Origin of the sequence: Paenibacillus vini (assembly GCF_018403325.1) — a bacterium.
Classification (GTDB): domain Bacteria; phylum Bacillota; class Bacilli; order Paenibacillales; family Paenibacillaceae; genus Fontibacillus; species Fontibacillus vini.
Genome location: NZ_BOSL01000001.1, coordinates 1 through 19299, shown reverse-complemented (window position 1 = coordinate 19299; position 19299 = coordinate 1). Strand labels below are relative to the sequence as shown.

At 48.6% G+C, this 19299-nt stretch carries 15 protein-coding genes and 1 rRNA gene; 13 read left to right on the top strand and 3 right to left on the bottom strand.

Annotated elements, in window-relative coordinates:
* Positions 1 to 49 precede the first annotated feature (49 nt).
* Positions 50 to 400: a ribonuclease P protein component gene (gene rnpA, locus KJS57_RS00080; RefSeq protein ID WP_211025773.1), complete on the bottom strand. Its 351-nt coding sequence runs from the start codon at positions 398 to 400 to the stop codon at positions 50 to 52.
* A 204-nt stretch (positions 401 to 604) separates the two neighbouring features.
* Positions 605 to 739: a 50S ribosomal protein L34 gene (gene rpmH, locus KJS57_RS00075; RefSeq protein WP_044481584.1), complete on the bottom strand. Its 135-nt coding sequence runs from the start codon at positions 737 to 739 to the stop codon at positions 605 to 607.
* Between the two features lie 337 nt (positions 740 to 1076).
* Here rpmH and gnd point away from each other — a divergent pair, with 337 nt between their 5' ends.
* The 10 genes from gnd to gyrB all read left to right on the top strand — a co-directional run bounded on the left by gnd (position 1077) and on the right by gyrB (position 12877).
* Entirely contained in the window at positions 1077 to 2033 is a 957-nt protein-coding gene (gene gnd, locus KJS57_RS00070) for a phosphogluconate dehydrogenase (NAD(+)-dependent, decarboxylating) (protein ID WP_213653296.1), read from the top strand.
* A 19-nt stretch (positions 2034 to 2052) separates the two neighbouring features.
* Positions 2053 to 2724 (top strand): GntR family transcriptional regulator, encoded by a 672-nt coding sequence (locus tag KJS57_RS00065; protein WP_213653295.1) that lies wholly within the window; start codon positions 2053 to 2055, stop codon positions 2722 to 2724.
* 183 nt (positions 2725 to 2907) lie between these two features.
* Positions 2908 to 4266, top strand: coding sequence for a GntP family permease (locus tag KJS57_RS00060; RefSeq protein WP_213653294.1), 1359 nt, complete (start codon positions 2908 to 2910; stop codon positions 4264 to 4266).
* Between the two features lie 39 nt (positions 4267 to 4305).
* Positions 4306 to 5856 carry a gluconokinase gene (gene gntK, locus KJS57_RS00055; protein ID WP_211025765.1) on the top strand — a complete coding sequence of 517 codons (1551 nt, stop codon included), beginning with the start codon at positions 4306 to 4308 and terminating at the stop codon, positions 5854 to 5856.
* 567 nt (positions 5857 to 6423) lie between these two features.
* Entirely contained in the window at positions 6424 to 7770 is a 1347-nt protein-coding gene (gene dnaA / locus KJS57_RS00050) for a chromosomal replication initiator protein DnaA (protein ID WP_211025763.1), read from the top strand.
* Between the two features lie 331 nt (positions 7771 to 8101).
* Entirely contained in the window at positions 8102 to 9244 is a 1143-nt protein-coding gene (dnaN, locus tag KJS57_RS00045) for a DNA polymerase III subunit beta (protein WP_213653293.1), read from the top strand.
* A gap of 38 nt (positions 9245 to 9282) precedes the next feature.
* Positions 9283 to 9504: a S4 domain-containing protein YaaA gene (gene yaaA, locus KJS57_RS00040; protein WP_213653292.1), complete on the top strand. Its 222-nt coding sequence runs from the start codon at positions 9283 to 9285 to the stop codon at positions 9502 to 9504.
* A 51-nt stretch (positions 9505 to 9555) separates the two neighbouring features.
* Positions 9556 to 10668: a DNA replication/repair protein RecF gene (recF, locus tag KJS57_RS00035; RefSeq protein ID WP_211025757.1), complete on the top strand. Its 1113-nt coding sequence runs from the start codon at positions 9556 to 9558 to the stop codon at positions 10666 to 10668.
* A gap of 12 nt (positions 10669 to 10680) precedes the next feature.
* The gene (gene remB, locus KJS57_RS00030) at positions 10681 to 10929 is read left to right on the top strand and encodes an extracellular matrix regulator RemB (RefSeq protein WP_211025755.1); all 249 of its coding nucleotides are present in this window, start codon (positions 10681 to 10683) and stop codon (positions 10927 to 10929) included.
* 43 nt (positions 10930 to 10972) lie between these two features.
* Positions 10973 to 12877: a DNA topoisomerase (ATP-hydrolyzing) subunit B gene (gene gyrB, locus KJS57_RS00025; RefSeq protein WP_213653291.1), complete on the top strand. Its 1905-nt coding sequence runs from the start codon at positions 10973 to 10975 to the stop codon at positions 12875 to 12877.
* Between the two features lie 84 nt (positions 12878 to 12961).
* On the opposite strand, the gene KJS57_RS00020 is transcribed toward gyrB, so the two are convergent.
* A complete protein-coding gene (locus KJS57_RS00020) occupies positions 12962 to 13735 on the bottom strand; it encodes a YheC/YheD family protein (protein WP_213653290.1) in 774 nt (257 codons plus the stop codon).
* Between the two features lie 411 nt (positions 13736 to 14146).
* Between KJS57_RS00020 and gyrA the strand changes: the two genes are divergently transcribed.
* The 3 genes from gyrA to KJS57_RS00005 all read left to right on the top strand — a co-directional run.
* Positions 14147 to 16690, top strand: a complete 2544-nt coding sequence (gyrA, locus tag KJS57_RS00015; protein WP_213653289.1) for a DNA gyrase subunit A — start codon at positions 14147 to 14149, stop codon at positions 16688 to 16690.
* Between the two features lie 184 nt (positions 16691 to 16874).
* Positions 16875 to 17984, top strand: a complete 1110-nt coding sequence (locus KJS57_RS00010; protein WP_211025746.1) for an HD-GYP domain-containing protein — start codon at positions 16875 to 16877, stop codon at positions 17982 to 17984.
* A gap of 304 nt (positions 17985 to 18288) precedes the next feature.
* Positions 18289 to 19299, top strand: a 16S ribosomal RNA gene (locus KJS57_RS00005); the annotation flags it as partial.

Below are 19299 nucleotides of genomic sequence, written 5' to 3'. Positions count from 1 at the left end.
CATCATTGTAAATCATACCATATTTATATGGACAAAGAAACAAGCATGCTTACCGTCCGGAAGGCTTGAGCAGCGAGGCTTTGCGCAACACGTGAAGCACACTTTTCTCCAATTCCTTATACTCCATTCCGACCGCCCCATTGCGGACGATGAGGATCAAATCCATATGATCCCGGATCTCGGGTTCATGCAGGCGTACAATTTCCTTCAGCATCCGGCGCATCCGGTTACGGACGACGGCGTTGCCGATCTTTTTACTAGCTGAAACGCCGAGCCGAAAACGCTCGATATCAGGCTTGGCCGAATAATAAACAACGAGTTGACGGTTGGCGAAAGACTTTCCGTACCGATACACCCGGCTGAAGTCCGCCCGGTTTCTTAATCTAAGCTTTCTATGCACGAGCTTTTCTCCTGACTTAACCCCGTAAACGGGTAAAGTGCTACTGTAATTATGGACCAATCCCAAAAACCATAAACGATACAAAAGAACCCCGCAAAGCGGGGTTTTTCAACCCATTACCATCTTCATCTTTGCGGGGAACCCAAAAAACATCTATACGATCTAATGTAAAAAAAGACCACCGTAGTGGTCTTTATACACGCATTACGCACTCAATACTTTTCTGCCTTTTTGACGGCGAGCTGCGAGAACCTTGCGGCCGTTTTTCGTGCTCATTCTTTTACGGAAACCATGAACCTTACTACGTTTGCTCACATTTGGTTTGAAAGTCGGTTTCATTTATTGCACCCCCTTAACAGGAATCGATCACTGTATATTTACCATTTTCATATCCACAGAAAATGCCTTTTTACATTTAACCATAACCCCTCTGAAAAGTCAACCGAGCCCGGCATTTCTTTTTACGATTTATAGGCTGGCTTCCGAACTGTCAAAAAGTTTTCCACAACCCGCCCTTTATTGCCTTTCAGAATAAAAGTTATGCACATGTGGAAAAGTATTTAAATCTGATCCTATATATAGATGAAGAATCGAAATCGTTCTTCTTATTTACTTGGAATGGAATCGATCGGCAATCGCTTTCACACGGTTTACAGCGAACGTTGATCGGAGTAATATGGATTATGAGCAAGTTGTATACAAGTATACTGGTATGCGAAAGGATGTTTATTTTATGAAATTAGGCATGATCGGGCTCGGCAAAATGGGATACAACCTCGTACACAATCTGCTTGAGCATCAACATGAAGTCGTTGCATTCGATATGAACAAAGAAGCCGTTCAGAATGCGGAAAAAGAAGGAGCGATTCCCGCCTCCAGTCTTGAACAGCTTGTCCACTCCCTGGAGACACCGCGTATCGTTTGGGTCATGGTTCCGGCCGGTCCGGCGGTTCAGTCCGTAGTGGATACATTGATTCCCCTGCTCACACCAGGCGATATCGTAATCGATGGCGGCAATTCGCATTACAAAGATTCTCTGGCTCTAGCTGAGAAGCTATCCGGCCACGGTATTAATTTCTTTGATGTAGGAACTTCCGGCGGCGTGGAAGGCGCCAATAACGGCGGTTGCTTCATGATCGGCGGAGATGAATCGGTATTCCGTACGATCGAACCGATTTTCAAGGATATCGCCGTCGATCGCGGTTACCTGTATGCAGGCCAGAACGGCAGCGGACATTTTCTTAAAATGGTTCATAACGGTATCGAATACGGCATGATGCAGGCGATTGCCGAAGGGTTTGAGGTGCTTGAGAAAAGTCCGTTTAATTACAATTTCGAAGATGTGGCCCGCGTTTGGTCCAACGGCTCCGTCATCCGCAGCTGGCTGATGGAATTGACGGAAAATGCCTTCTCCAAAGACCCTAAACTCGAGGGAATCAAAGGTGTCATGAAATCTTCCGGCGAAGGAAAATGGACCGTTGAAACCGCACTGGATCTTCAAGCGAGCGCTCCGGTAATCGCGTTGTCCCTGTTCATGCGGTATCGCTCTCTTGAATCCGACACGTTCCACGGCAAGGTCGTCGCTGCCCTGCGCAACGAATTCGGCGGCCATGCAGTCGAATCTGCAGAATAAGATAGGAGCCAACCATATTATGAAGTTTCCCGCTTCTTGGTTGAAGGGCAGCTCGCTGGGCGAATCCATCGCCTGCGAGCTGCGCCTTCAAATCATTAACAACACCATCAAGCCAGGCGAGGTGCTGTCCGAAAACCGCATAGCCGCGGACTTCGGAACAAGCCGTTCACCGGTCCGCGAAGCCATGAAAACGCTATCCGGCGAAGGCCTCATCACCTTGCAGCGGATGGGGGCCGTAGTAAACGGTCTTCTATTAAAAGACATCGATGAACTGTACGATGTCCGGTATCTCATTGAGAGCTTTGCCTGGCAGCGCCTCGCGGAGGAAGATCCCGCTCCGTTAATCGCCCGGCTTCACCAAATCATCGATAAAATGGAGCTCGCTGCCAAATACCGCGATATTGTGGAATTTGCTTATCAGGACCTGTCCTTTCATGAACTCATCATCTCTTCCGCCAATCATACGCGAATTTTGCATTTATGGACCAGCATCCGGCAGATCGTAATGACCGTAATGCTTATAACGACGGAAGATGTATTGTCCCAAGGGGAAGACAAAATCGCCTATGTGGTGGATAAGCACCGTAAGCTGCTTAAAGGACTGGAGTCCAGAGACCCGGCCATCATTTCGGCACGGATTGAGGAGTATTTTGCAGATTCCAGAAATACCTTGCATACGTCCATGAAATAATCGACAAAAATAACATATATATCGCTCACATTTTGGGCCATGTGATCTGTTGTTCGTCGCTCCACCGCTGACTTTCGTCATTAGGCGCGCACTTCCAAAGGATCCCCTATCCCAAAACGTTCGCTTTATATTAAGAACATACAGATGTATGTATTTTTCAGGGTAAATAAAAGGAGGAACACCATGAGCACGTTATTCAACATGAGCCACAACGCCACCTTGCTATTATGGACCCTGGTGACGATCGTGTTTCTTATCGTCCTGATTTCCAAATATAAATGGAATCCGTTCGTGACCTTATTAATTTCCGCTTTGCTGCTCGGTCTGCTGGCCGGGATGAAGCCGCTCGATGTGGTCAATTCGATCACAAGCGGACTTGGAGGCACACTGGGCACCATAGCGATTGTCATCGGCCTTGGCACCATGCTGGGCAAAATGATGGCCGAATCCGGCGGTGCGGAGCAAATTGCCACTACGCTGGTCGACCGGTTTGGAGAAAAAAGAGTCCATTGGGCGATGATGATCGTCGGTTTTATCGTCGGGATTCCTGTCTTTTTTGAGGTAGGAGTTATCCTGCTTATCCCCATTGTCTTCACTGTAGCCAGAAAAACAAAAATGTCGTTGCTGCAAATCGGAATTCCGATTTTGGCGGGCCTTTCGACCGTGCACGGACTTGTGCCGCCGCATCCGGCACCCATGATCGCCATTGATGCTTACGGCGCCAATCTTGGCCGGACCATTCTTTATTCCCTTGTGATCGGCATTATCGTCGCTATTATTGCCGGTCCGCTTTTTGGTAAATTCATCGGTAAGCGTATCGTGCTGGAACCGCCCGCTGAACTGGCGGAGCAATTTGCCGTGAAAGGTAACAGAAGACTTCCGGGTTTCGGAATCACCCTGTTTACCATCCTTCTGCCGGTAATTCTGATGCTGATCGGCTCCATCGCCGACATTATCGACCCGCAAGCTACCAGCGGCTTCACGCTGTTCTGCGAATTTATCGGCCATGAAATTATGGCATTGCTGATTGCCGTCGTCTTCTCCTTCTTCTCGCTCGGCTTCTCCAGAGGCTTTACGAAGCATGATATTTCCAAGTTTACAAGCGAATGTCTTGCCCCGATCGCTACGATTGTTCTAATCATTGGAGCCGGCGGAGCCTTCAAGCAGGTGCTCATTAACAGCGGCGTAGGCACTGCGATTGCGGAAATTGCCACGGGAGCTCATGTCAACGTGATCCTGTTTGCCTGGTTCGTCGCTGCACTGATCCGGGTAGCCACCGGTTCGGCCACTGTCGCCATGACGACCGCCGCTGGCATTGTCGCTCCGGTATTGGCCCTTACGCCCGGCGCTAACGTGGAGCTAGTGGTTCTGGCAACCGGTGCGGGCTCCATCGTCCTGTCGCATGTAAATGATGCAGGGTTCTGGATGGTCAAAGAATTCTTCAACATGACGGTCCCGCAAACTCTGAAATCCTGGACGGTGATGGAGACGATCCTTTCCGTCGTTGGCTTGGCGCTGATTCTTCTCGCCAGTGTTTTCTAAAGAAATAAATATAAATTTATGGGAGAGAAGGTAACTCGGATGAATCAACTTTCTTATATGATAGGTATCGATATAGGAACGACAAGCACCAAGGCTGTATTATTCGAAGAAAACGGAAAAATCGTGTCGACGGCAAATGAAGGCTATCCGCTATATACGCCGACGGCCGATGTGGCGGAACAGGATCCGGAGGAGATTTTCGCTGCGATGCTGGCCGCCGTCCGTCACGTGATGGATCAAAGCGGAGCTGCCCCTGAACAGATTATGTTGGTCTCCTTCAGCACGGCCATGCACAGCGTAATCCCGGTTGACCAAGAAGGTCAGCCGTTGATGCGGTGTCTAACGTGGGCGGACAATCGGAGCGTGGAATGGTCGGAAAAATTAAAAAACGAGCTCGGCGGACATGAGATCTATCTGCGTACCGGTACCCCAATCCATCCGATGTCCCCCTTATCCAAGCTTCTATGGCTGCGCCATGACATGCCCGATATTTTTAATAAAGCGAATAAGTTTATTTCTATTAAAGAATATGTCTTTGCCAAACTGTTCGGTGAATATGTCGTGGACCACTCCATCGCCTCCAGTACCGGTCTAATGAATCTGGAGAACCTGGACTGGGACGAGGAAGCGTTGAAGATTGCAGGCATCACGCCGGACCAATTATCGACCCTCGTGCCGACCACTCATGTTATGAAGGGACTTTCGGGAACCTATGCGGCCGAAATGGGGCTTCTCGCCTCCACTCCGTTCGTCATCGGGGCTAGCGACGGCGTATTATCCAATCTAGGCGTCAATGCCATCAAACCGGGGGTCGTAGCCGTGACGATCGGTACAAGCGGCGCTATCCGCACTGTTGTCGACCGTCCTAAAACCGACCCGAAAGGGCGAATTTTCTGCTATGCGCTGACTGAGAAGCATTGGGTTATCGGCGGGCCGGTCAATAACGGCGGGGTTATTTTTCGCTGGGTGCGGGATGAATTCGCCGCTTCGGAGGTTGAAACGGCAAAGCGTCTCGGAATTAGCCCCTACGATGTGCTGACCAAAATCGGCGAAAAGGTACGTCCCGGTTCGGATGGACTGCTCTTTCACCCTTATTTGGCCGGAGAGCGAGCTCCCTTATGGAATCCTAACGCTCGCGGATCCTTTTTCGGCCTGACATTGCACCATCAAAAGGAACATATGATTCGTTCCGTACTGGAAGGCGTCATTTATAACTTATATACCGTGCTGCTCGCTATGGAAGAACAGATCGGCCGGCCCGAAAAAATTCAGGCGACAGGCGGATTTGCGCGTTCTCCGCTTTGGCGGCAAATGCTGGCGGATATTTTCGACCAAGAGGTTGTTATTCCCGAAAGCTTCGAAAGCTCCTGTCTCGGTGCTGTAGTGCTCGGATTATATGCGCTGGGCAAGATCGACTCGTTTGATGTAGTGTCAGAGATGGTCGGCGGTACCTTTGAACATGCCCCGATCAAGGAGCATGCCGCTATTTACAAGGAGCTCCTCCCGATTTTCATCCGAATTTCCCGCAAGTTGGAGGAAGATTATGAAGCGATCGCCAAATTCCAACGGAATTTGCCGGCGGCAGATTAAGCTTTTCAGCCTAATTTTAAATAAATAAAAAGAGCAGGTTGCAAAACCTGCTCTTTGCTATGCCTATAATCTAAACCTACTCCTCCCTCCTCAAATTGCCATCCGCCCTTCCTAATCTTGTTATTAGGTTCCCGATTTTAAGAACGATCGATGAACCCAGCCCTAAAGAACTGTCGATAAGTAATTTTCGATATTGAACATCCTGTGTATAATTTTTTTCGGAGAAAATCGGATCCTGTCGAATTTTAAACAAATTATAAACAATATGTAGTGGTGTGAGTTAAAATTATACACAAGTTATTGAATTTGTGGATAAAATACAGCATTGCATTGAAATATAAGGCTTCTTTTGCTATGATTATATTGCTTTTGTTGTGAATATCTAAGTTTAAGTCAATAATTATTAACAGGCTGTGGATAAAATTGTGAACAATTCGAATTTATCCTTGTTTGTAATGATTCCACTTTTCTGACTCATGGGGATAATATTCCCCTTTATTTATGTTTATTCGACCCCTTTCTGCATGGCTCATGCCACAATTGGAAGATTTAAAAGGAGTGACCGCTGTGGATAGCCATACCTCCGATATATGGCAGCATATTTTATCCATCATCAATACCAAACTCAGCAAACCCAGCTTCGATACCTGGTTTAAAGCGACCAAAATTGTCTCGTTGAACGACCGCCAGATCGTAATATCCGCTCCGACCACGTTTGCCGTGGAATGGCTGGAAAGCCGGTATACCAAACTGGTTGCAACCACCGTTTATGAATACCTTGGCAAACAAGTCGACGTTTCCTTCGTCATTGAGGAATCTGCGGTGCCCGAGCAAACCCAGGTATATAAGGAGCCCCCTGCACCCGTCCAAGCGGAGGAAAGCGTTTCCAATATGCTCAACCCGAAATATACGTTCGATACGTTCGTCATCGGTTCGGGCAACCGGTTTGCCCATGCTGCATCCCTCGCCGTAGCCGAAGCTCCCGCACGAGCTTATAACCCGTTATTTCTATACGGCGGCGTCGGACTTGGCAAAACGCACTTGATGCACGCGATCGGACATTACATTCTGGAACATAGCCCCAGCAGTAAGGTCGTTTACATTTCTTCCGAGAAATTCACGAACGAATTCATCAACTCCATTCGGGACAACCGGGCGGAAAGCTTCCGCAACAAATACCGGAACATCGATATCCTGCTGATCGACGATATTCAATTTATCGCCGGCAAGGAATCGACCCAGGAAGAGTTTTTCCATACGTTTAATGCGCTTCACGAGGAACGCAAGCAGATCATTATTTCCAGTGACCGTCCGCCAAAAGAAATACCGACGCTGGAAGAGCGGCTCAGATCCCGGTTTGAATGGGGCCTGATCACGGATATTCAACCACCGGACCTGGAGACTCGGATCGCGATTCTCCGCAAGAAGGCCAAAGCGGAAAACCTGGATATTCCGAACGAAGCGATGATGTATATCGCCAATCAAATCGATACCAACATCCGGGAGCTTGAGGGCGCCCTTATCCGTGTCGTCGCCTACTCCTCCCTCATTAACCAGGATATTACGACCCACCTGGCTGCCGAAGCGCTGAAGGATATCATACCTTCCAGCCGTCCGAAGATGATCACCATTCAGGACATTCAGCAAAAGGTCGGAGAGTACTATAATTTGCGGCTTGAGGATTTCAAAGCCCGCAAACGGACAAAAGCAATCGCCTTCCCTCGCCAAATCGCCATGTATTTATCGAGGGAGCTGACGGATTTCTCGCTGCCTAAGATCGGGGATGCCTTCGGAGGCCGTGACCATACGACAGTCATTCACGCCCACGAAAAAATAACCCAGCAGCTCAAAGTCGACCAGGATCTCTATAAAGTTATCAACAACATTACGGAAAAAATCAAAAACTCATCCTGAATAAGCTATAAGCCTATGCACATGATATTCACATGTGGATAGGCTTCATTTCATATATTCCGTCTCGTTATCCACATATTCAGGGCCCCTACTACTTCTTCTATATATTTTAAAGATATACATCATCCTATAAAGCGGCCATGCCGCCAGGGTAGAAATTCAAATTCAGGTCCTGCTTAACTGCTCAAATTGAGCTAAAATAGAAAAGAGCCATTTAAGCCCAAATGCATTTGCTTGCTAAAATCAAGTTTATGCATAACGAAGTGAATTATGATTGTTTTAAGTGTGTTTATATTGCGATGCTATAATAAATTTTTTAGGAGTTGAATTTATGAAAATCCGCGTTTTGAAGCACGATTTGAACGAATCCATCCAACATGTGGCCAAGGCCATCTCAAGCCGGACTACGATCCCTATTTTGACGGGGATTAAGCTGGAGGTTAATTTTCAGGGAATGACGTTGACCGCAAGCGATACCGATATTTCCATTCAGGCCTTTATTCCGGCGGAAGATCAGGATAAACAAATCGTGCAGGTAGAACGTCCAGGCAGCGTCGTTTTGCCGGCCAAGTTCTTCGTGGAGATCATCAAAAAGCTTCCTTCGAGCGAAATTGAGATGGAGGTGCTTGAAGGATTCAAGACGCAAATCCGTTCCGGATCGACCGATATTCAGATGGTCGGGCTTGATCCTGAGGAATTCCCCGTGCTTCCGAGCATTGAGGAGAATCAGGTTATTTCCATTCCTGGCGATTTGCTCAAAAATATGGTTAAGCAAACCGCATTCTCCATTTCGTCCAATGAAAGCTCGCCGATTTTGACCGGGGTATTGTGGAACCTTAGCGACAACCAATTCAAATTCGTCGCAACCGACCGCCACCGTCTGGCCAGCCGTATGGCAGAGCTCGATGACGCCGAAGGTGTTCGTTTCAGCAATATTGTCATTTCCGGCAAAACGCTGAATGAGCTGAGCAAAATCATTCCTGACCAAAATACACGGGTGGATATTGTCGTAGCGGACAACCAGGTCTTGTTTAAGATCGACCGCGTGCTGTTCTACTCCCGAATATTGGACGGGACTTATCCGGATACTTCCAAGATTATTCCGACAACCTACAAAACAGAACTGGTATTGGATACAAAAAAATTGAGCGAATCGATCGATCGCGCTTATTTGCTGTCGCGTGAGGAAAAGACGAATATCGTCCGCCTTCAGACCATGGAGAACGGCACTATTGAAATTTCGTCCAGTTCTTCAGAACTCGGTAAGGTTACCGAACAACTGGAACTGGCTTCCTTTACGGGCGACCCGCTGCGGATCTCGTTCAACTCCAAATATATGCTCGATGTACTGAAAGTGGTGGAAAGCGAGCAGCTGCACATCGGTTTTACGGGAGCGATGAGCCCGATTATTGTTAAACCGGTCGACGATACGCAAAGCCTTTATCTCATCCTCCCTTACCGCACAACGAATTAAGCGGGGGGACTACCTGAAGAGAGGAAGTTCGAACATCCATGAAAACCATTCAGATTTCCAGCGAGTATATTAAGCTGGATCAGTTCTTGAAGCTGGCCGATTGCGTTTCAACAGGAGGCATGGCCAAAGCTTTACTGCAGGAAGGGGCCGTAAAAGTCAACCGGGAGCCTGAAGATCGTCGGGGACGCAAATTGTATCCCGGTGACGAGATTGAGGTAGCGGATTGCGGTTCTTTTCAAGTGGTTCGCGGCAAGGAATAGAGGCTCCCTGAACCTGGATGACAGGGGGAAACGAGGAGGGCCTGGGATAACGTGTTTGTCAAATCATTATCACTCATGAATTACCGCAATTACGAGACGCTGTCGCTGGACTCCTTCGGCAGCGTCAATCTGATGATCGGGCGTAATGCCCAAGGCAAGACAAACTTGCTGGAGGCTCTGCTCGTTCTAGCTCTGACAAAGTCGCACCGCACGTCGAAGGATAAGGAATTGATCTCCTTTGGCAAGGACCATGCTACGGTGTCGGCGGAGATCGAGCGAAAATACGGGGCGGTCGGCCTGGAGCTGCGCTTCTCCCATCAAGGTAAACGGGCGAAACTGAACGGGCTGGAGCAGCGGAAGTTGAGCGATTTTGTCGGAGTGTTGAATGCCGTTATGTTCGCGCCCGAGGATCTGGAGATCGTCAAGGGAACGCCGGGGGTGCGCCGCCGGTTTCTCGATATGGAGATCGGACAGGTTCAGCCCAGCTATCTGTTTCACCTTCAGCAGTACCAAAAGGTGCTCGTCCAGCGCAACAACTTGTTGAAACAGGCGTGGGGCTCAGGCTCGGACAAGGGAACGATGCTGGAAGTCTGGAATGAGCAGCTGGCGGAGCACGGTGTTAAAATCATCAAGAAAAGGAAACAATTCATAAGAAAACTGCAAAAATGGGCACAGCAGATTCACGAGGGCATTACCGGGGGCGGCGAAAACCTGAAATTATCCTATCTTCCGTCCTTCGGAGAAGCTGAGGAAGAAGATGAAGCTGTCTTATTGGAGCAATTTATGATAAAGTTATCACAAACGAAGGATCAGGAAATCCGCCGCGGGATGACCCTTTCGGGTCCTCACCGTGATGATTTGGCCTTTCATATCAACGGGAATGAAGCGCAAAGTTTCGGTTCCCAGGGCCAGCAGCGGACGACGGCGCTATCCCTTAAACTGGCGGAGATTGAGCTTATCCACGAGGAAATCGGTGAATACCCGATCCTTCTTCTGGATGACGTATTGTCCGAGTTGGATCCTTACCGCCAGACACAATTGATCGAAACTTTTCAAAGTAAAGTGCAGACGTTCATCACGGCTACTGGGATCGAGAGTCTTAATGCCAGCCGTCTTCAGGACGCCAGCATTTTTCATGTTCAAGAGGGACAAGTCCGGAAATAGAAGGGGGAAGCGATGTACATTCATTTGGGCGGGGAGAAGGTCATTCTCTCTTCGGAACTGGTAGCGATCTTCGATATATCGATTGAGAAATCGTCCAAAATCTCCAAACAATTCGTCAGTCACGCCATCAAGGAAAAACATGTGATGCGGATCGGAGAAGAAGAACCTAAATCCATTGTCGTAACCAAAAATACTGTGTACTATTCGCCGATTTCCTCTGCTACGCTCAAGAAGAAGTCGAACATTCAATCTATGGTCTAATCCGTTGACATAGAATCTATAGAAGTAGGTGAAGGCATTGTCTATGAACGAGCAATCGTATGATGAGAGTCAGATACAGGTACTGGAAGGTTTAGAGGCAGTTCGCAAGCGTCCGGGGATGTACATCGGTTCAACGAGTGCCCGGGGTCTGCACCATTTGGTCTGGGAAGTCGTCGACAACAGTATTGACGAAGCTCTGGCCGGCTATGCGAACAAGATCGACGTTTTCGTCCATGAGGATAACAGCATTACCGTTATCGATAACGGGCGGGGGATTCCGGTTGGTGAAAATACGAAACTGAAGAAATCGACCCTGGAAGTAGTTATGACCGTGCTTCATGCCGGCGGGAAATTCGGCGGTGGCGGATATAAAGTGTCCGGCGGTTTACACGGGGTAGGCGTATCGGTTGTTAACGCCCTTTCCGAAAAAGTCGTGGTACAGGTTAATCGGGATGGTCATACTTATCAGCAGGAGTATCGTCGCGGAGCCCCGCAATATGATGTTAAGCTGGTAGGCGATTCCGACTTTACCGGAACCAAGACGACGTTTCTCCCGGATCCGGAAATTTTTACGGAGACGACTGTTTTTGATTACAATATCCTGTTGACCCGGATTCGCGAATTGGCGTTTCTGAACAAGGGGATTAATATATCTCTCACCGATGAACGTACAGGTGCCTCCGATTCGTTCCATTACGAGGGCGGCATTATGGAATACGTCAAATATCTGAATCAGAACAAAGAAGTTTTGCATGAGACGCCGATTTACGTCGAAGGCGCACGTGACATGATTCAGGTAGAAGTTGCTTTGCAATACAACGACAGCTATACGGAGAATATTTTTTCCTTTGCCAATAACATCAATACGCATGAAGGCGGAACGCACGAGTCTGGCTTCAAAAGCGCCTTAACCCGGATCATTAACGATTATGCCCGTAAGAACAGCATGATCAAAGATAATGACAACAACTTGACCGGCGATGACGTTCGTGAAGGATTGACCTCGATTATTTCGGTTAAAATTCCGGAACCGCAGTTCGAAGGCCAAACGAAGACGAAGCTCGGCAACAGTGAAGTACGCGGTATTGTGGAATCCCTGTTCGCGGAGAAACTCCAGGAATTCCTGGAAGAGAATCCTGCGGTAGCCCGTCGGGTATTGGAAAAAGCACTGCAAGCCTCCCGGGCGCGGGAAGCGGCGCGTAAAGCCCGCGAGTTGACGCGGCGCAAGAGTGCGCTTGAAGTCAGCGCCCTGCCGGGTAAGCTGGCGGACTGCTCCTCCAAGGATGCGACGATCAGTGAAATATACATCGTCGAAGGTGACTCTGCAGGCGGCTCGGCGAAGCAAGGGCGAGACCGGCACTTCCAGGCGATTTTGCCGCTGCGCGGTAAAATTCTGAACGTGGAGAAGGCTCGTCTGGACCGTATTCTGAGCAACGCGGAAATTCGGGCGATCATTACGGCGCTCGGAACCGGGATCGGTGAAGAATTCGACATTTCGAAGGCCCGTTATCACAAGGTCATTATCATGACCGATGCCGACGTTGACGGCGCGCATATTCGTACCCTGCTGCTTACGTTCTTCTTCCGTTACATGCGGAAGATCATTGAAGCAGGTTACGTGTACATCGCGCAGCCGCCGCTCTTTAAAGTCGAGCGTAACAAGGTCATTCGTTATGCCGGATCCGAGAAAGAGCGGGATGAAATCATCGCTTCCTTCGGCGAGAATGCCAAATTCAATGTGCAGCGTTATAAAGGTCTCGGCGAGATGAACCCTGAGCAGTTGTGGGAAACGACGATGGATCCGGAGAGCCGGACCATGCAGCAGGTTTCGATCGCGGACGCGATTCAAGCGGATGCCATTTTTGATACGCTGATGGGCGATAACGTAGAGCCGCGCCGTGACTTCATTCACGAGCATGCCAGAACCGTTAAAAACCTGGACATCTAAACCTAATTTAACTAAAGCCTCGCCGTTGGCGGGGCTTTTTTTGCGGAATGATTACGGGCCGGAATGCTTAACGTCGTCTCCTGCCTATTTCTTAAACCGGCCGTAGGAAACGGCATAACGGTGGATCTTTTTATAAATATCTTTGTTTTCCAGACTTTTAAAGGGGAATAGCGCCGGGAGGGTATTAACCTCCAAAATCCAGATCTGATGCTGTTCGTCTATGGCGATATCAAGCCCTATTTCTTTCAAGTTGGGGAATCTTCGGGCTAGCTGGGCGGCCACGTGGATGCCTAAGCTCTTCATTTCTTTATATATCTTGGCGAATTCTTTAGGTTCGAGATGGGGGCCGAGTAATTCTTCAATGGGCGCAATGGAGCCGCCGCCGTGATAATTTGTAATGATTTTTTGCTGGGCAGCGATCCTCCCAATAAAGCCCGTAGTCTCCCATGTCTTTTTAGGTGTCTTTTGAACCAATGCCCGGATATCGAATTTACGCCGGCGATAGGTTAGAAGGTGAATCCCCTTTTGGATCAGGAATATCTTTTTGCCGATTCTTGATGACAAAGTAGCATGAAGTTCCTCCAGCGTTGGATATAGCTCGCTTTGAATCCCAAAACGAAGTTTATATTGGATCGGACTTTCCGGGTCGAAGTCATCCTTCCAAGGCTCTATGCTCATGACTCCGTTGCCGTAGGTTCCATGATCCGGCTTAACGTACACGAGTCCGTAGATACCGACCATCTCTTTTAGATGCTCAAAGTCATATTTTCGCGTATCTGGAATGTAAGGACGGATCATTTCCCTTTGTTTTAGAATGATTGTTTTTTCCCATTTGCTCGCAATGCGTTGAATGGCCAACTTCCAATCCTTCCTTTCCGAAAACCCCCGCTGGTATTTGCTTCAGAGACGAAAAACATAGGACAGAAGAGATAAACAATGGTATAATTATAAGATATGGGGATTTTATAAGTTTTTTGAACGATTTTTTAAACAACCTCTCAAAATGCCTATATTCATAGTGTATGAAGAGTGGAAGCATTGGGAATGGACACATCCCCATTTTATTTGTGCCTCCCTGGAATGGGTTGAAGGGACGAGACGTTTAATTATTCTTGATTTGTGAAAGTAATATAAAGAATTACGTCAAAATCACAATCATTTCTAATTGGGTTTCAATTATTCGTGGCGGTTTCTTCAGGAGAATGACTAATTTGAAGTCTATATTCCATTTCTATGGGCACATGGATAGATTATTGAAGGAGGTCCAGCATGGCGGAAGAAAAATTTTCGCAAATTATAGACCGGGACATTAATGTGGAAATGCGCGAATCCTTTATGGATTATGCCATGAGCATTATCGTCAGCCGTGCTTTGCCGGATGTAAGGGATGGTCTGAAGCCGGTGCATCGGCGTATTCTGTACGCCATGAACGAGCTTGGCATGCATCCTGATAAGCCGTTTAAGAAATCGGCCAGAATCGTCGGCGAAGTTATCGGTAAATATCATCCTCACGGTGATTCGGCGGTTTATGAGACGATGGTGCGGATGGCCCAGGATTTTTCCATGCGTTATATGCTTGTCGAAGGCCATGGCAACTTCGGTTCGATTGACGGAGACTTTGCGGCGGCAATGCGTTATACGGAAGCACGTCTTTCCAAGATCGCAATGGAAATGCTGCGCGATATCAATAAAGAGACTGTTGATTTCATGCCGAACTACGACGGAGAGGAACATGAACCGGTCGTGCTTCCGGCAAGATATCCGAATTTGCTGGTTAACGGGGTTTCGGGGATTGCCGTCGGGATGGCGACCAATATACCGCCTCATAATTTAGGGGAAGTCATTGACGGGGTTCAGGCGCTGATTGCGAATCCTGATCTCGATTCCCTGGATTTGATGGACTATATCAAAGGCCCGGATTTTCCTACAGCCGGTTATATTATCGGACGGACGGGAATCCGCCAGGCTTATACAACTGGACGCGGTTCGATTACCATGCGGGCCAAGACCAGAATCGAAGAGAATAACAACAAAGCCCGGATTATCGTGGACGAGCTTCCTTACCAGGTCAACAAAGCGCGGTTGGTTGAGAAAATCGCCGAGTTGGTCAGAGAGAAGCGGATCGACGGAATTACGGATTTGCGCGACGAATCGGACCGTACGGGGATGAGAGTCGTGATCGAGCTGCGCCGGGATGTCAATCCGAACATCGTGTTGAACAATCTGTACAAGCATACGGCGTTGCAAAGCACTTTCGGCATCAATATGCTGGCGATTGTGAACAATGAGCCGAAGATTCTGACGCTGAAGGAAGTTCTTCATCATTATTTGCAGCATCAGGTCGAGGTTATTCGTCGCCGGACGGAATTCGAATTAAAAAAAGCCGAAGCCCGCGCACATATTCTCGAAGGTTTACGTACGGCGCTGGATCATCTTGACGAAGTCATCGCATTGATCCGCGGTTCGCAAACTACGGAAATTGCCCGCAACGGATTGATGGAGCGCTTCGGACTTAGTCAGGAGCAGGCCCAAGCGATTCTCGATATGCGTCTGCAACGCCTGACCGGTTTGGAACGCGATAAGATTGAGAACGAGTACCAGGAGCTTCTGCAAAAGATTGCGGAGTACCGGGAGATTTTGGCGAATGAAGCCCTTGTTCTGCAAATCATCAGCGATGAACTCCAGGAAATCCGCGAACGGTTTGCGGATGAGCGCCGGACCGAGATTTTGGTCGGGGAAGAAAGCATTCTGGACGAAGACTTGATTCCGCAGGAAGAGGTCGTCATTACGATCACTCATACCGGATATATCAAGAGATTGCCTTTGACCACTTACCGCAGCCAAAAACGCGGAGGACGGGGCGTCGTCGGTATGGATACTAAGGACAACGATTTCGTGGAGCATTTGTTCGTGACGAACTCGCACCACTACTTGATGTTCTTTACGGACCGAGGCAAAGCCTACCGTCTCAAAGCTTATGAAATTCCGGAGCTTGGACGCACGGCGCGGGGAACCCCGATCATCAACCTGATTCAAATCGAACAGGGAGAGACGGTCAATGCGGTTATTCCTGTTGAGCGCTTCGATGAGGATAAGTACCTGTTCTTTGCCACCCGTTCAGGGGTTGTGAAGAAGACGCCGATCGAAGATTACATCAATATCCGTAAAGGCGGGTTGATTGCCGTAAATCTCCGTGAGGATGACATCCTGATCGATGTTAAGCTTACGGACGGTAATCAGGAGGTCATTATGGGTACAGCTCAAGGGATGTCCATCCGTTTCCCAGAGAGCGATGTTCGTTCCATGGGTAGAGCTGCTACCGGGGTTAAGGGGATCACGCTGGACCCGGATGATCAATTGATCGGGATGGACGTCATTGTTCCGGAACAGGATATTCTCATAGTTACGACCAAGGGTTACGGCAAACGGACGCCGGCCTCGGAATACCGAATTCAGAGCCGTGGCGGTAAAGGGATCAAGACGATCAATGTAACGGATAAGAACGGTCCTGTCGTCGGCTTGAAGGTCGTTAAGGATGAAGAAGACCTAATGATTATTACGGCAAGCGGTACGCTGATCCGGACGAGCATGGAAGGAATTTCGACCATGGGCCGGAACACGCAAGGCGTGAAGCTGATTAATATTCGTGAAGATGATTCTGTGGCTACCGTCTGCCGCTCGGATAAGACCGAGGAGGAGCCGGAAGAGGAATCCTTGGAACAAGAGGGCCAAGAAGGATCAGAATCCCTTGAGGGCGCTGATACGGCCGCTCAAGACGCCCCGGAACAAGAGTCCGAAGGTACGGAAGAATAACATAAACACAATGAACCAAGAACCGGATTTCCTTAGGGAAGTCCGGTTTTTTTGTTTTAATTCATTTGTAGGTTGTAAAAAGGATTGTTGGGCAAGAAGTCTCGTAATATAATGGCAGTACAATAGTGCTAATTCACTAGATAGGGCCTGCCCTAAACATGTGGAGATTGAGGAGCGAGCGAACATGGCAAGTGTCCCTGTATTAGATCTTAAACCCGGATTAAAAATTGTGAACCATGTACATACTCCTTTGGGCGGGCTTCTGATGCAAAAAGGAAAAGTACTGCTGCCCAGAGACTTGGATATATTACGCGCATTTATGGTACAGCAGGTCGAAATCGAAGAAGCTCAGGGGAGAGGGCGGGAAGACTCAACTGACGCGGCGGATTCGGTCAAAACAGGACGAGGTTCGTTTGCGGCAGTAGGCGCAGTGCCTTATGATAATGAGCTATCACCGACAGGTCTTCTTCATAAAGAATATGACCGGATGCTGCATTTGACGAAAAGTGCATTCCAATCCGTTCTGGCGTCTGAGCTCCCAATCTATGAACTGCGTCATCAGTTGGAAGCTTTGATCAAGCAATTGAAGTACTTTAATGTGCTGACTTTTGCTCCACGCAACATGAACGAATATGATTATTTGTTCCATAATGCCATTTTATCTGCATTAACTTCCTATCTGATCGCCAAGTGGTGCGGGTTGCCGCAAAAGGACTGGATGCAGGTTGCTTTCGCAGGCTTATTGCATGATATAGGTAATACCAAGATTGATCCGGGCATTCTATATAAGCCGGGATTACTTACGGACGATGAGTCGGAAGAAATGCGGATGCACACCACCTACGGCTACCAGCAACTCCGTAAAACTTCGGCCATTAATGAGGGCGTAAGACTCACGGCACTGCAGCATCACGAAAAAATGGACGGAACCGGCTATCCATTCCGCCTTACGGGGGACAAAATCCATATCTATGCCAAAATAGTGGCCGTTGCCGATATTTTTCATGCCATGACCTTAAACCGCCGATATCGCAAGGCGCAATCTCCTTATTTGGTATTGGAACAGATTAAGTCAGAAGCTTTCGGCAAACTGGATCCGGGCATTGTTCAGACCTTCGTGGAGAAAGTTACTCAATTTCATAATGGAATGCGGGTACGTCTCAGCAATGATAGCGTGGGGGAAATTGTCTTCTCCGATCGGCAATATCCAACACGGCCTATGGTGTCCGTACAGGGGGAAATCGTCAATTTAGTGCAAGCCCGACATCTGCATATTGAGGAAGTTCTTTCTTAGGGTTGCTTTTTAGGTTGCATATGAGGTATATTAATATTCGCTGCTGCGGAAGGCAGATCAGGATTTTAAAACCTGATAAAAAGTTTTTCGAAAAAAAAGCTTGCAAGTTTTCGCAGTAAGTGATATATTATAAGAGTTGCCGCTGAAACAACGGTAACAACGAAATGAATGAAGTTGATCTTTGAAAACTGAACAACGAGTGAGTATTAAATAGAGAATTAATTTTCTCGTCAGTTTCAAAATGAGCAAGTCAAACACCTTGATGGAACACCTCTTACCTTCGGGTTTGAGACTCCTTCCATCTTTATTGGAGAGTTTGATCCTGGCTCAGGACGAACGCTGGCGGCGTGCCTAATACATGCAAGTCGAGCGGACTTGATGGAGTGCTTGCACTCCTGATGGTTAGCGGCGGACGGGTGAGTAACACGTAGGCAACCTGCCCGTAAGACTGGGATAACTACCGGAAACGGTAGCTAATACCGGATAATTTATTTCATCGCATGGTGGAATAATGAAAGACGGAGCAATCTGTCACTTACGGATGGGCCTGCGGCGCATTAGCTAGTTGGTGGGGTAACGGCTCACCAAGGCGACGATGCGTAGCCGACCTGAGAGGGTGAACGGCCACACTGGGACTGAGACACGGCCCAGACTCCTACGGGAGGCAGCAGTAGGGAATCTTCCGCAATGGACGAAAGTCTGACGGAGCAACGCCGCGTGAGTGATGAAGGTTTTCGGATCGTAAAGCTCTGTTGCCAGGGAAGAACGTCCGCTAGAGTAACTGCTAGCGGAGTGACGGTACCTGAGAAGAAAGCCCCGGCTAACTACGTGCCAGCAGCCGCGGTAATACGTAGGGGGCAAGCGTTGTCCGGAATTATTGGGCGTAAAGCGCGCGCAGGCGGCTATTTAAGTCTGGTGTTTAATCCTGGGGCTCAACTCCGGGTCGCATTGGAAACTGGGTAGCTTGAGTGCAGAAGAGGAGAGTGGAATTCCACGTGTAGCGGTGAAATGCGTAGAGATGTGGAGGAACACCAGTGGCGAAGGCGACTCTCTGGGCTGTAACTGACGCTGAGGCGCGAAAGCGTGGGGAGCAAACAGGATTAGATACCCTGGTAGTCCACGCCGTAAACGATGAATGCTAGGTGTTAGGGGTTTCGATACCCTTGGTGCCGAAGGAAACCCATTAAGCATTCCGCCTGGGGAGTACGGTCGCAAGACTGAAACTCAAAGGAATTGACGGGGACCCGCACAAGCAGTGGAGTATGTGGTTTAATTCGAAGCAACGCGAAGAACCTTACCAGGTCTTGACATCCCT